The sequence below is a fragment of the Hathewaya massiliensis genome, from assembly GCF_902143515.1.
GTDB classification, from domain to species: domain Bacteria; phylum Bacillota; class Clostridia; order Clostridiales; family Clostridiaceae; genus Hathewaya; species Hathewaya massiliensis.
The window spans coordinates 1,090,269-1,104,448 of record NZ_CABFVD010000001.1; the positions used below are offsets into that span (position 1 = coordinate 1,090,269).

Genomic DNA, 14,180 nt, shown 5'->3' on the forward strand with positions numbered 1-14,180 from the left:
AAATAGGTTATGCATCCATAGCTCAGTAGGATAGAGCGTCCCCCTCCTAAGGGGAAGGCCAGGGGTTCGACTCCCTTTGGGTGCACCACTTTTAAATATTTAAAACACAACCATCTAAGAATTATTCTTGGGTGGTTATTTTTTAGTTTTTTAGAATTATGGTATATTTAAGTAGAAGTTATTTAGTTAATAGAAACTAAATCTCTACTTGACACCTTAATTAAGTATATAGTATTTGATAATAAAATTAGAATATTAGAATCAGTTACTAACCTTTAAGAAGATTAAATAAAAGATCAAAGTAAAAGATTAAAATATGAAATTAAAGTAAGTAACTAAAATAGGAAATTAAAATAAGAATTAAAGTAAAGGATTAAAATATGAATTACAGATTAAATGATAATTATTATTGAATAATAACGATTATCATGATATAATAATACTATGAATTGGAGTTTATAATTATGGTAGATTATTTAACTCATGAATATTTTATGGAAGAAGCTCTAAAGGAAGCTGAAATAGCTAGGCTTATGGGAGAGGTTCCTGTAGGTGCTATTATTGTTAAGGATAATAAAATAATAGCTAGAGCTCACAATTTAAGAGAAACTTTAAATGATCCCACAGCCCATGCTGAAATTATAGTCATAAAAAAGGCGGCAGAAATTCTTCAAAATTGGAGACTTACAGGATCCAGTTTATATGTAACCTTAGAGCCTTGTCCTATGTGTGCTGGAGCTATAATTCAATCAAGAATCAGAAACCTATATATAGGAACTTTTGATGATGTAGCAGGATGTTGTGGGAGTGTTTTTAACTTAATGGAAAATGAATATTTAAACACGCATATAAATATAAAATGGATGTATGATAATAGGTGTAGTGAAATTTTAAGCGATTTTTTTAAAGAAAGAAGATTTAAGAGGTGAGATTATGAGCGATATTAGTCCAGAAATTTTAGATAAATTAACTAAGGTTTGCTTATGTAAGGCTATTCCAAGATCCACTATTAAAAAGGCTATAAGAGAAGGAGCAAGAACTGTAGAAGATGTAAATAATAAGGTTGGCTCTGGATCTGGTGGGTGTGGTGGAAGAAGATGTAGTGTTAAGATACAAGAACTTTTAGAACAGTATGAAAGAAAAGAATGGAAATAATATATTAAGGGCTATTTTATAGATATTATAAAGTAGTCCTTTATTTAGTTTAGCATTTATTAGATGAAAATGTTCATATGAAAGTCACTTCATCATTGATAGATAGTTTTCTTTAGAAGTTTTCATTTTAAAAGCTTGAATTAACTTAGAAATATATTTATAACTCTTGATTTGTTAACTTAAAGTAAACTTTGGGTTTTTATTGACAATATATATCTATATATCGTAATATATAGATATATAGATTGATACTCCATATTCAATAAAATTTTAAGGGTGAAAATCTTAAGGTGCATTATGGTTTAAAATTAGTGAAGAATAATAATCTGTAGAAAAAATAATAAAAGATTAAAAAAATAAAAATAGCAAAAAATAATATTTGGAGGTTTTTATGGAGAAAGATTTTAAAAGATTTGAGGAAGGAGCTGATCTTTTAAAGGTATTAGCTCATCCTGTTAGGCTTTGTATAGTAAATGGACTTTTAAAAAATGGTGGGTGTAATGTGTCTAAGATGCAAGGATGCTTAGGTATGCCTCAATCTACTATATCTCAGCATATTCAAAAATTAAAGAGTGCCGGCATTATAGAAGGTGAGAGAAATGGTGTTGAGATAGTTTATAGGGTCATAGATGAAAGAGTAAAATATTTAATTCAGATAATAGAAGAAGAGCAAAAATAAGAAAGTAAATAAGATAAATTATACTTGGAGGAGATTTATTATGGGAAAAAAAGTTATAATCGTTGGTGGTGTTGCAGGTGGAGCTTCAGCGGCGGCTAGGCTTAGAAGACTTAATGAAGATTTAGAAATCATATTGTTTGAAAGAGGAGAATTTATTTCTTTTGCAAACTGTGGGCTCCCATATCATATAGGCGAAGCTATAAAGGACAGAGATAGCTTATTAGTTCAAACTCCGGAGGCTATGAAGGCTAGATTTAATATAGATGTTAGGGTATTTAGTGAAGTTATAAAGGTGGATTCTACAAGTAAAAAAGTTTTAGTGAACTCTAAGGATAAAGGACAGTATGAAGAAAGTTTTGATTATCTAATATTATCTCCAGGGGCAAAGCCTATAAAACCAAATATAGAGGGCATAGATGGAGATAAGATTTACACTTTAAGAAATATACCAGATATGGATAAAATAAAGAAAGAAGTAGATGTAAATAAAATAGAAAAAGCGCTTGTTATTGGTGGAGGATATATTGGGGTTGAAGCTGCTGAGAATTTAATTGAAAGAGGAGTTAATACTGTTTTAGTTGAGGCAGCTCCACATATATTGGCACCTTTTGATAGTGAAATGGTAGTTATAGCTGAAAAAGAGTTAGAGGACAATGGAGTTGGACTAATCCTAGGAGATGGAGTTAAGTCTTTTAAGGAGTCAGAGGAAGGTGTTGAGGTAACTCTAAATAGTGGTAAGGTCTTAAGTTCTGATATAGTAATTTTGGCCATAGGAGTAAGTCCTGATGTTAAGTTTTTAGAGGGTTCTGGCATTGAGCTTGGAAAGAGAGGCCATATTATAGTAAATGAACACATGGAAACTAATATAGAGGGGATTTATGCTGTAGGAGATGCTATAGAAATTGTAGACTTTATAAATGGAAATAAGTCAGCAATTCCACTAGCAGGACCTGCCAATAGACAAGGAAGGATTGCAGCAGATAATATATGCAACATAAAGTCTTCATATAAAGGAACCTTGGGAAGTGCTATAATTAAAGTTTTTGGACTTACAGGAGCATCCACTGGTAATAATGAAAGAACTCTTAAGAATTTAGGATTAGATTATGATAAGGTATATATCTATCCAAATTCTCATGCTTCTTATTATCCAGGAGCAACTCAAATGACCTTAAAACTTTTATTTAATAAAGAAGGAAAGATTTTAGGTGCACAAGGCTTTGGATATGAGGGAGTAGATAAAACCATAGATGTTATAGCTACAGTTATAAAACTTAAAGGAACTATAGAAGATCTTGTGGATTTAGAACTTTGTTATGCACCACCATATAATTCAGCAAAATCTCCAGCTAATATGCTTGGATTTGTAGTAGAAAATACTTTAAATGGATTGGTTCAAAATATAAGTCCAGAAAACTTAGAAGAAGATAAGGAAAATCAAATAATTTTAGATATAAGAGAAAAAATGGAGTGGGATAATGGATATATTAAAAATGCAGTTCATATACCACTAAATTCTCTAAGAGAGAGAGCTAAGGAATTAGATAAAAATAAAGAAATTATAGTTTATTGTCAAGTTGGACTAAGAGGATATATCGCAGCTAGAATATTAAGTCCAATGGGCTTTAAGGTTAAAAATATTATAGGTGGATATAAATTATATAAGATGAGTAAATTTAAACCTAAAGAAGTTGAAGGCAAGGATAATTATTCCAACAACAATGATAATAAATCTAATAATAAGGAAAACGGGAATGAAGAGAATAAGGAAAATACACATAATATAGAAAATAATAATTTAAGTAATAAAGAATTAAATAGTAATATTAAAGAAACAGGAGAGTTGAAATTTGACAAATCCTTAGATGCCTGTGGACTTTGTTGCCCTGGCCCATTAATGACTGTAAAGGCACAGGTTGATATTTTAAAAGAAGGAGAAGTTTTAAGAATAAATGCCTCTGACCCAGGCTTTTATGAGGATATAAAATCTTGGAGCAAAACTACGGGAAATAAACTTTTAAGTCTTACAAAAGAAAAAGGCATAATAACTGCATACATTAAAAAGAATACAGAAAAAGAAGAGGGAGATAAATTACTAAATACATTAAACACTAAGGATAATAAAACCATGGTAGTGTTTAGCGGAGATTTAGATAAAGCCATAGCTTCTTTTATCATAGCTAATGGAGCAGCTTCCATGGGTAAAAAGGTCACTATGTTCTTTACCTTCTGGGGTATAAATATATTAAGAAAGAATGAAAGCATAACTGTAGAAAAATCCTTTATGGAGAAAATGTTTGGGTTTATGATGCCAAGAGGAAGTAAGAAGTTAAAACTATCCAATATGAATATGGGTGGAATGGGGCCTCGTATGATTAGAAAAATTATGAAAGATAAAAATGTATCTTCCCTAGAAGATTTAATAAAAGCTGCAGTAGATAGCGGAATTGAAATAGTAGCATGCCAAATGTCCATGGATCTTTTAGGACTTAAAAAAGACGAATTAATAGATGGAGTTAAAATAGGTGGAGTTGGCTATTATTTAGGAGAAGCAGAAGAATCTAATGTGAATTTATTTATATAGAAGTTGTATTTAAATATGCCTATAATGTTAAGAATGAAGCTGAAGAGCTTAAGGATGATCAAAGATATACAATATAGTAAATAATAAAAAAGATAAAAGTGGCAACTTAAGATGGTTGCCACTTTATAACTATTATAAGAACTATATTTATTACATATAAGCCTATAAATGAATAGAATTATATGTTAAAATAAAGTAGTGAATAAGTTAATTATTTAAGGGGGGTTACTTATGAATTTTAAAGAAATGCCATACACTAGACCAAATATGGAAGAATATAAAGCTAAATTTAACGAATGTTTAGAAAGATTTAGCAATGCTGAAAGTTTTGAAGAAGCTAATAATCTTATGAAAGAAATTAATGATCTAAGAGGACAATTTGAAACATCAGCTGCTATAGTTACTATAAGACATACTATAGACACAACTGATAAATTTTATGAAGAAGAGCAAGGATTCTTTGATGAAAATTTCCCAGTATATGAAGGCTTATCATCTAAATATTATAGAGTTATAACAAAATCAAAATTTAAAGATGAATTAAAAAAAGAGTGGAAAGAACAATTATTCAACATTGCTAGCCTTGCCGAGAAAACCTTTTCCGAGGAAATAATAGAAGATCTTCAAATGCAAAATAAATTAGCTGGAGAATATACTAAATTAGTGGCTTCTGCTAAAATTGATTTTGAAGGGGAAGAAAGAAACCTAGCTCAAATGACTCCATTCCAATTATCTAAAGATAGAGATATGAGGAAAAAAGCTAGTGAAGCTAAATTTAATTTTTACAAAGAACACCAAGAAGAATTTGATGAAAACTATGATAAACTAGTTAAAACAAGAACTAAAATGGCTAAGAAATTAGGCTATGAAAACTTTGTTCAATTAGGATACTATAGATTAAATAGAACTGATTATACAGCAGAACAAGTGGCGAACTATAGAGAGCAAGTAAGAAAATACATAGTACCACTTGCTGAAGAATTAAAGAAAAGACAAGCTAAGAGATTAGGATTAGAGTCATTAAAATATTATGATGAAAGCTTTAAATTCTTATCAGGAAATGCAACCCCAAAGGGCGATGCTGATTGGATTATAGAAAATGGTAAGAAAATGTATAATGAGTTATCAGAAGATACAGGCAAGTTCTTTAACTATATGTTAGATAATAACTTAATGGATCTTGTTAGCAAAAAAGGTAAAGCTGGCGGAGGATATTGCCACTACATGATGCAATATGAAGCTCCATTTATATTCTCTAATTTCAACGGAACTTCAGGAGATGTAGATGTTTTAACTCATGAAGCTGGACACGCTTTCCAAGCATATTCAAGCAGAAGATATAAAGTGCCAGAATATAATTTCCCAACTTATGAAGCTTCAGAAATTCACTCAATGAGTATGGAATTTTTAACTTGGCCATGGATGGAATTATTCTTTAAAGAAGATACTGATAAATATAAATTCTCACATTTAAGTGCAGCTATATTATTTATCCCTTATGGTGTAACAGTTGATGAGTTCCAACATTTTGTATATGAAAATCCAGATGCTACTCCAGAAGAAAGAAGAAAAGCTTGGAGAGAAATAGAAATGAAGTATGCACCAAGCAAAGATTATGATGGATATGACTTCTTAGAAAATGGTGGATGGTGGTTTGGTCAAAGACACATATTTGAAATGCCATTCTATTATATAGACTATACACTAGCTCAAGTTTGTGCTCTTCAATTCTGGAAGAAAGCAAATGAAGATAGGGAAAAAGCATGGAAAGATTATATAAATCTTTGCAATGAAGGTGGAAGTGAGTCTTTCTTAAATCTTGTTAAGAGAGCAGGACTTCAATCACCATTTGAAGATGGTTGCTTAGAATCTATAATAGAAGATGTTAAAAAATATCTAGATTCAGTAGATGATACAAAACTGTAAAAAATATATTTAGATACAATAGAAGCAAGAAATAATAAGTAATAAGTATGGTAAAAATAAAATATTATTGATAATATTTTATTTTAGAAAAAAAGAGCTATCTTATAAAAGGTAGTTCTTTTTTTAAAATGTAGCTCTTTTTTAAATGTTAACATGGAATTAATTGAATGTTAAATAAAAAGTTTAATATTAATAAAATATTAATAAAAATACATTGAAAAATACATGAAAATAGTGTAGAATTAAATTAATCAATAAAACATAAAAATTTTTAACAAAAAGTTATATAATGTTATCCTCCAATTTTAAAAGTAAATGACTTTTAAAATATTCCACAATCCCCTTTACCTAAAAGACATCAGTACCCCTCTGATGTCTTTTATTTTGTTTAAATATAATAAAATGTGGTTCCATGTGGTATATTAATACAAAAATGTAGCAAATATTAAATAAATCCATGAAACTATAAAAATAAGGGGTTGAATTTATATATAAACCATAGTATAATACTTAATGTATCTTAAAAAATACTTTATGGAGAGATGTCCGAGTGGCTTAAGGAGCACGCCTGGAACGCGTGTGTAGGGGAAACTCTACCGTGGGTTCAAATCCCACTCTCTCCGCCAAGGTCGTACTAGCTGGGGAGTTAGCGGTGCCCTATAACCTGCAATCCGCTACAGCAGGAGTGAATTCCCTGTCTAGGCTATGGTTTGTTTGGTCTGGCCTATATAAGTGGCGTTGAGAATTGGGTCCCACGCAACAGAGACTTGTGAACCTCGTCAGGTCTGGAAGGAAGCAGCGATAAGCAAATCCCTCTGTGTGCCGTGGAACAACCTGGTTTGAGTTAACTGTATAGGTAACGCTTATAAACCATTTGTCGAAACAGGGTGTACGATTTATTAAGAAGATTCAGCTCGACTTTATAGTCGAGCTATTTTTATATGTTAAAATAAGATTAGAATAATTAAACAATACTATAGATTTTGCAATATGAATTCATTAATTAAAAATTATTATGTAGAACATAATAGAGTAAAAAATAAAAATTAGAAATTTTCTTTAGGATATACTATAATTATATATGTATGATTATACGACATACGCTAAAAAGAGGTGAATTTTTTGGCTTATACTGCACTTTATAGAGAGTGGAGACCTAGAAGTTTTAAAGATGTTGTGGGTCAACACCATGTAACTGTAACATTGAAAAATCAAATAAAAAATGGTAGAATAGCACATGCTTATTTGCTTTGTGGAACAAGGGGTACAGGAAAAACATCTACAGCAAAAATTCTTGCAAAGGCCATAAACTGCCTTAGCCCAGAAGAGGGAGAACCTTGTAATAAGTGCGATATGTGTAAAAAAGTAAACTCAAGTTCAGCTATTGATGTAGTGGAATTAGATGCAGCATCGCATAATAAGGTAGAGCACATAAGAGATATTATAGAAGATGTTCAGTATCCACCAAGTGAAGCTAAGTATAAGGTTTATATTGTGGATGAGGTTCATATGCTGTCTATTAGTGCTGTAAATGCTTTTTTAAAGACTTTAGAAGAACCCCCTGCCAATGTTGTATTTATATTGGCAACTACAGATCCGCAAAAGCTTCCAATAACTATACTTTCAAGATGTCAACGTTTTGACTTTAAGAGAATTAAAAGCGAAGATATATTTGGAAGACTTAGAACCATAGTTGATGATCTTGGAATACTTGCAGATGATAAAAGTCTTAAATTAGTTTCAAGAATGTGCGACGGAGCTATGAGAGATGCCCTTAGTATTTTAGACCAAGTTATATCTATGGGAAATCATAAGATTGATTATGACAGTGTTGTAGATGTCTTAGGCCTTGTAACTAATGAAAATCTTATAAAGCTTGTAGACAGTATAATAGATAAAGAAATAGATAGTTCTATAAAAATATTAGATGATATAGTTTTAAGTGGAAAAGATATATACAATTTTGTAAAAGACATGACTTTACATATGAGAAATTTAATGATGGTTAAAATAACAGATAAACCAGAAGATGTTCTTGATATGTCTACAGAAAATATAGAAACATTAAAATACCAGGCTTCAAAACTTAGGATTGAAGAGATAATGAGATATATTAGAATACTTCAAGAAACAGAAGAACAGTGTAAATGGAGTAGACAAAGTAGAATTTTTTTAGAACTTGCTATGATAAAAATGATAAAAATAGAATATGATACATCAAAGGAAATAATATTATCTAGAATAAATAAAATTGAAAAAGCTATAAAAGAAGGAACAATAAACATAAAATCTAATAAAGATAATAATATAGATATTAATAACCAAAAAGAAAATATAGAAACTTCTAAAATTAGTACAGCAGCCATTGAAAAAGAAGAAATTCCTGAAGAAGAGGATAATGAAGATCATGAATCTAATCTAACTTTAGATAAGGTTAAAATGTGTTGGAATGACGTTTTAGGAATTTTAAAAGCTAGACGTGAAATGATAATATTTGCATCTTTAGCTACAGGAAGGGTTACAGACTTTAAAAATGGAGTAATTTATATTAGTTATGAGGAAGATTATGCTTTCAATAAAAAAAGGTTAGAACAAGAACCTTATAAGAGCAAAGCAGAGCATATTTTTTCAGAAGCACTAAAAGAAAAGGTAAAATTAAAGTATAATATAGTTAAATCAAGTGAAGAAATAATTCCAGAGGAGTTATTAAACAAAACCTTTGGTGTAGATAAAGTAGAAATTATTGAATAAATTGAATAATTAGGAGGTATTATTATGGCAAGAGGTGGATTCCCAGGTGGTATGGGAGGAAATATGAATAACTTATTAAAGCAGGCACAAAAGCTTCAACAACAAATGGAAAAAATGCAAGGTGATCTAGAAAATAAAAACTTTGAAGTTTCTGTTGGAGGAGGCGCTGTTATAGCTGTTGCTAATGGAAAAAGACAAATAGTAGATATAAAAATTAAAGAAGATGTAGTTGACCCAGATGACGTTGAAATGCTACAAGACCTAGTTATTACAGCTGTAAATGAAGCTTTAAAAAAGGCAGAAGAAGAAACAGCAAAAGAAATGGGTAAATTAACAGGGGGCATGAACCTACCAGGTATGTTCTAAAATTTGCTCATAGGTGATTGCGTAATCCTCATATGGACAAATGTCTAACAAGAAGTTTTAATAAAAAATATAGACTTAGTTAGGATAAATGTTCATGGAAGATTGAGTAACACCATATGAACAAAATGTCCAACAAGAATTTTTAATAAAATAGAGATGTGAGGTGAGTTTATGGATTTTTATCCCGTTGCAGTAGAAAAGCTAATTGAAGAGTTTGCAAAGCTACCTAATATAGGTCGAAAAACAGCTCAAAGGCTTACCTTACATGTGCTTAATCTGCCTAAAGATGAGGTGGAAGGGTTTGCAAATGCCTTAATAAGGGCTAGAGGAACCATAAAATATTGTTCCATATGTGGAAACTATACAGATAAGGATCCTTGTGCAATATGCTCAAATCCAAATAGGGATAGGAGCTTAATATGTGTTGTTGAAAACCCAAAAGATATTATAACCGTTGAAAAAGTAAAAGAATTTAATGGTGTATATCACGTGCTTCATGGAACCATATCTCCTATGGCTGGTAGAGGACCTGAGGATATTAAACTAAGGGAACTTATCCGAAGAATAAATGGAGAAGTAAAAGAAGTTATAGTTGCAACTAATCCTAACATAGAAGGAGAAGCTACAGCTATGTATATATCAAAGATATTAAAACCTCTAGGAGCTAAAGTTACAAGAATAGCTCATGGTGTACCAGTTGGAGGAGACCTTGAATATGCAGATGAAGTAACTCTTTCAAAAGCACTTGAAGGAAGAAAAGAGATATAGACAATAAAAATAAAAAATAAACACTCAAAGGATATAAATAAACCCTTGAGTGTTTATTTATTTTATTATCTTATCTTATACATTATTTAGTCCAATTAGTCTTGATATAGGGAAACTGAAAATTATACCTTTACCAGGTTTGTCCAAGTCTTTTGCTTTAGATATTGCATCCATTATAGGATTTACTTTATCTTTAGGGGATAGTATTATTATAATTTCCTTACAAGAATCTACTTCTATATTAAAGAAATGCTTAGCTTCAGAACTTCCAGTACCCCTACCATAGAAAATAGTGGCACCATTAGCGCCATGATTTTTAGCTACTTTAACTACCTTATCAGCTTTTCCCCTATCAACAATTATTATGATAGCTTCTACATCCAACAATCTTGTTACCTCCTTACAGTGGATATACTAGTGCTTGTATTATGCAAATACCTTAAATAAAACAATGTTATTTATAAACAAAGAAAAATTATTCATAAATAAAACAACATTATTACTTATTAAAAGATTACTATTTGAATTAAAACTGTATTACTATTCCTAGAATCAAAACAGCTAGAATGGTTCCTAAACATGAAAGAGCTATGAGTCCAAAACCATCTATTAGGGGATCACTACCTCCTATTACTGTTGAAAGACCTATGGCAAGAGCCATATTTAAAGGCACTGTTACAGGACCTGTTGTAACGCCTGCAGCATCAAAGGCTACTCCTGTAATTCTTTCAGGAGCAAAGAAACCAAGGATACCTACTATTGCTATCATAGGTATTATCGCATAAGTGGAAGGTACTTTGTATAGTATTTTTAACATACCAATGGACATACCAAAACCAGCACCTAGAGATACGGTATGTGAAAACATTCGATTTGTCATAACACCAGAAGAAATTTCTTCAATTTGGGTTCCTAAAGATGTAAGGGCGGGTTCTGCTAAAGTGGCACCATAGCCTACTATAAAACCAAAAAACACTACTAGAATTTTATTATCTAGTTTTGGAAGGTTATATCCAACGGATTTACCAAGTGGAATTAAGGCAATGTTTAAACCTTGTACAAAAAAATATAGACCAATTGTACTTAAAAATAATCCAAAAGCTATGGACTTAGGATTATCAATAGGAGCTTTTAAAACAAAAACCTGAAATATAATTAGAAATGATGTTATGGGAAGAATATCCCTTGCAGAGGATGCAATGTTTTTTAGTAAGCTTAAAAAACCCACTAACTATCACTCTCCTTTTTGATTTTTTCAAGTAGAGAATTTATTCAAGTTAATTCAAATAAATTCAATAAATACAATTATAAAAGATTATAATTGAATACCTTAGGTTTACTTTAATTATGGTATATTATTATGGTAACATATTGATATGAGGCAATCAATATATTAATAAAATCTTAAAATAAACTTCTCAATTAAATAACATATGATTTTAATTTAGTAATTATAACTTATATAATCAATAAAAAAACCCTTACCACAGGGCAAGGGAGTGTAATAACTATAATGAGTAAGGATTTTACAAAAATACTCTTATTTTTTCTATACGGTTTTTATTTACTTCTTCTATTAGTATCGTTATATTTTCATATTTTATCTCTTCACCTTTTTCAGGGATTTTACCAAGGGTATCGATAATAAATCCACCTATGGAATCAAAATTTCTACACTGTATTTCTGTTCCAAAGACTTCATTTACATCGGAAATTTTAGTTTTACCATATACTAGATATTCATTATCTTTAATCTTTTGAATTTCACGTTCTTCCTTATCATATTCATCTTCAATCTCACCTACTATTTCCTCAATTAAATCCTCTATGGTAACAATGCCTGCAGTGCCGCCATACTCATCTAAGACAATGGAAATATGTATTTTCTCTTTACGCATTTCTGCAAATAAATCTGAAGTATTTTTAAATTCATATGTAAAATAAGGCTCTCTCATATAATCCTTAATATTAAAATTATCTGTTTTTACATCAGCAAACATTAGATCTTTAACGTATAAAATACCAATAATATTATCATAACTATCTTCATATATAGGAATTCTTGAAAATTGCTCATTTTTAAACATAGTTATAAGTTCATCATAACTTGAAGTAACATCTGCAGAAATCATGTCTGTTCTAGGAACCATAACATCTTTTATTTGTGAATCTCCAAATTGAAAAACATTATATATCATTTCTTTTTCTTCTACTTCTAAAACCCCTTCTTCCTGGCTTACATTAACCATACTTTTAAGTTCTTCTTCTGTAATAGAAGGAAGATTATCAGTATTTTTTACCCCTAGTAGTTTTAGAAATATATTGGTCAGATACATTAAAACTTTAATTAAGGGATTTAAAATAAGAGTCAGGGCATATATAGGCTTTGCAACTCTTAAAGCAACCCTTTCAGAGTTTTCAGCAGCTAAAGATTTTGGGGTTATTTCACCAAAAATAATTACAAGTACGGTCATTATACCTGTTGCAATTCCAACACCAGTATTCCCCCAAAGATTAATTGCTATAGAAGTAGCTAAAGCTGAAGCGCCTATATTTGCTATGTTATTTCCAATTAATATGGTACTTAACATTTTACTTGGATTTTCTATAAGTTTATTTATATAATATGCATTTTTTATTCCTTCATCCATCATATATCTAACTCTGATTTTACTTAAAGACATCAATGCAGTTTCAGATGATGAGAAAAAGCTAGACAAAGTTAAAAGAATTATTAAAGTGAAAAATTGTAAAAGTATTTCTGTATCCAAAGTATTCTTCCTCCAAAATCATATACAAATTAAATTGATTATATCATAAATTGCTCTTACCACAATATATTCATATTTAGTATACACATATTTATTATATACATAAATATAAAATAAATATCATACTAATATAATAAAACAGATAAAGGATATTTATAACAAAAATTAAATTAAATATGTTTATAAATAGAATAATAAGGCAATACTTTAGATAATAAATAGGGGAACTATAAATAAAAAAATATATATGAAACCTTAAGAAAATTAGGAGGGAAAGCTATGGACAAGAAAGAAGTACTTGAATTATTATTTAAAAATGTAAGGTATACAGATGAGCAGATGGAAATAATCTACTCTCTAGAAGAAGCTAGGGAAGAATGGCATTCAGCAAGTAGGTTTTTTCAGTATGTAAGCGAACCTGATTTAGTTGATTATGCCATACATAAAGAAGATGCAGCAAAGTCAAAATTTATGTATTACTTATCAAAGGCTAAGGCTGAGGATATAACCATAGATTGGTTTTATATGATAGGCTAAAGGTAAATAAAATGTTTAGTGGGGTTTTATGAAAAATCATATGTACTATTTAGGGTATAAATAGTATATTAGATATTGATTTTAGAATGTCCAATATGAAAAATACTATAGTTTATAGTATAATATAAAAAAATAATATTATTGGGGGGATCAGTATGTCATATATAGCCTATCTTATAGTTTCAATCCTGGCTTTGATTTTAATAGTTAAGATATTTGCTTGGCCATTTAAAGTCTTAATAAAGTTATTAATCAATGGATTTTTGGGATATATACTACTTTTTCTTATGAACTCCTTAGGGAAGGGATTAGGAATATATATACCTATTAATAACTTAAGCTGTTTAATAGCTGGATTTTTCGGGGTTCCTGGTGTTATTTTTTTAATAATCGTTAATAAGTTTTTTTAGAGTAGATTTTTACAAATTTAATTAATACAAAGTATAAAGGCTCAAAAACCTAATTTCTTCATAAGGCTTATGAGCCTTTTAATATTACTGTAGAAAAACCTAATAAACATATATCAATACATAATAAGCACATAGTAATATATTATATATAAATATATTATTTTAAATATCAATATTGAAAAAACACTTATAATTATCCTTATATCTTATATACAGTAAGTATAATTAATCTA

The 14,180-nt window shown here is 29.8% G+C and carries 13 protein-coding genes, 2 tRNA genes and 1 other RNA gene; 13 read left to right on the top strand and 3 right to left on the bottom strand.

Going from position 1 to position 14,180, the window contains the following annotated elements:
* Positions 1-11: 11 nt before the first annotated feature.
* From FNZ64_RS05080 to recR, 11 genes are all read left to right on the top strand, one after another.
* A tRNA-Arg gene (locus FNZ64_RS05080) sits at positions 12-88 on the top strand.
* Positions 89-464: 376 nt separating this feature from the next.
* Complete coding sequence (gene tadA / locus FNZ64_RS05085; protein WP_142413737.1) at positions 465-929, top strand: tRNA adenosine(34) deaminase TadA; 465 nt, start codon at positions 465-467, stop codon at positions 927-929.
* A gap of 4 nt (positions 930-933) precedes the next feature.
* Positions 934-1,155, top strand: a complete 222-nt coding sequence (locus FNZ64_RS05090; RefSeq protein WP_423244927.1) for a (2Fe-2S)-binding protein — start codon at positions 934-936, stop codon at positions 1,153-1,155.
* A gap of 391 nt (positions 1,156-1,546) precedes the next feature.
* A complete protein-coding gene (locus tag FNZ64_RS05095; protein ID WP_142413739.1) occupies positions 1,547-1,834 on the top strand; it encodes an ArsR/SmtB family transcription factor in 288 nt (95 codons plus the stop codon).
* A gap of 40 nt (positions 1,835-1,874) precedes the next feature.
* Entirely contained in the window at positions 1,875-4,418 is a 2,544-nt protein-coding gene (locus FNZ64_RS05100) for a DsrE/DsrF/DrsH-like family protein (RefSeq protein ID WP_142413740.1), read from the top strand.
* 231 nt (positions 4,419-4,649) lie between these two features.
* Positions 4,650-6,344 (top strand): M3 family oligoendopeptidase, encoded by a 1,695-nt coding sequence (locus tag FNZ64_RS05105; protein ID WP_142413741.1) that lies wholly within the window; start codon positions 4,650-4,652, stop codon positions 6,342-6,344.
* Positions 6,345-6,880: 536 nt separating this feature from the next.
* A tRNA-Ser gene (locus tag FNZ64_RS05110) sits at positions 6,881-6,970 on the top strand.
* 3 nt (positions 6,971-6,973) lie between these two features.
* Positions 6,974-7,239: signal recognition particle sRNA large type (gene ffs / locus FNZ64_RS05115), an RNA gene on the top strand.
* Between the two features lie 227 nt (positions 7,240-7,466).
* Entirely contained in the window at positions 7,467-9,095 is a 1,629-nt protein-coding gene (gene dnaX / locus FNZ64_RS05120; protein ID WP_142413742.1) for a DNA polymerase III subunit gamma/tau, read from the top strand.
* Between the two features lie 24 nt (positions 9,096-9,119).
* A complete protein-coding gene (locus FNZ64_RS05125; RefSeq protein WP_142413743.1) occupies positions 9,120-9,461 on the top strand; it encodes a YbaB/EbfC family nucleoid-associated protein in 342 nt (113 codons plus the stop codon).
* 171 nt (positions 9,462-9,632) lie between these two features.
* Positions 9,633-10,229, top strand: coding sequence for a recombination mediator RecR (gene recR / locus FNZ64_RS05130; protein WP_142413744.1), 597 nt, complete (start codon positions 9,633-9,635; stop codon positions 10,227-10,229).
* Positions 10,230-10,304: 75 nt separating this feature from the next.
* On the opposite strand, the gene FNZ64_RS05135 is transcribed toward recR, so the two are convergent.
* The 3 genes from FNZ64_RS05135 to FNZ64_RS05145 form a co-directional block, all read right to left on the bottom strand.
* A complete protein-coding gene (locus FNZ64_RS05135) occupies positions 10,305-10,616 on the bottom strand; it encodes a P-II family nitrogen regulator (RefSeq protein WP_142413745.1) in 312 nt (103 codons plus the stop codon).
* Between the two features lie 139 nt (positions 10,617-10,755).
* Positions 10,756-11,457, bottom strand: coding sequence for a DUF1538 domain-containing protein (locus FNZ64_RS05140; protein ID WP_142413746.1), 702 nt, complete (start codon positions 11,455-11,457; stop codon positions 10,756-10,758).
* A gap of 298 nt (positions 11,458-11,755) precedes the next feature.
* Entirely contained in the window at positions 11,756-13,000 is a 1,245-nt protein-coding gene (locus FNZ64_RS05145) for an HlyC/CorC family transporter (protein ID WP_142413747.1), read from the bottom strand.
* A 279-nt stretch (positions 13,001-13,279) separates the two neighbouring features.
* On the opposite strand from FNZ64_RS05145, the gene FNZ64_RS05150 reads away from it, so the two are divergent.
* Entirely contained in the window at positions 13,280-13,537 is a 258-nt protein-coding gene (locus FNZ64_RS05150) for a DUF2508 family protein (RefSeq protein WP_142413748.1), read from the top strand.
* 155 nt (positions 13,538-13,692) lie between these two features.
* Positions 13,693-13,947, top strand: a complete 255-nt coding sequence (locus FNZ64_RS05155; RefSeq protein ID WP_142413749.1) for a pro-sigmaK processing inhibitor BofA family protein — start codon at positions 13,693-13,695, stop codon at positions 13,945-13,947.
* Positions 13,948-14,180: the final 233 nt, after the last annotated feature.

What these genes read in the sequence shown, in the direction of transcription:
- FNZ64_RS05090 (WP_423244927.1), top strand. Translation starts at nt 934, where the DNA reads ATGAGCGATATTAGTCCAGAAATTTTAGATAAATTAACTAAGGTTTGC.
- recR (WP_142413744.1), top strand. Translation starts at nt 9,633, where the DNA reads ATGGATTTTTATCCCGTTGCAGTAGAAAAGCTAATTGAAGAGTTTGCA.
- FNZ64_RS05150 (WP_142413748.1), top strand. Translation starts at nt 13,280, where the DNA reads ATGGACAAGAAAGAAGTACTTGAATTATTATTTAAAAATGTAAGGTAT.
- FNZ64_RS05095 (WP_142413739.1), top strand. Translation starts at nt 1,547, where the DNA reads ATGGAGAAAGATTTTAAAAGATTTGAGGAAGGAGCTGATCTTTTAAAG.
- tadA (WP_142413737.1), top strand. Translation starts at nt 465, where the DNA reads ATGGTAGATTATTTAACTCATGAATATTTTATGGAAGAAGCTCTAAAG.
- FNZ64_RS05125 (WP_142413743.1), top strand. Translation starts at nt 9,120, where the DNA reads ATGGCAAGAGGTGGATTCCCAGGTGGTATGGGAGGAAATATGAATAAC.
- FNZ64_RS05155 (WP_142413749.1), top strand. Translation starts at nt 13,693, where the DNA reads ATGTCATATATAGCCTATCTTATAGTTTCAATCCTGGCTTTGATTTTA.
- FNZ64_RS05100 (WP_142413740.1), top strand. Translation starts at nt 1,875, where the DNA reads ATGGGAAAAAAAGTTATAATCGTTGGTGGTGTTGCAGGTGGAGCTTCA.
- FNZ64_RS05105 (WP_142413741.1), top strand. Translation starts at nt 4,650, where the DNA reads ATGAATTTTAAAGAAATGCCATACACTAGACCAAATATGGAAGAATAT.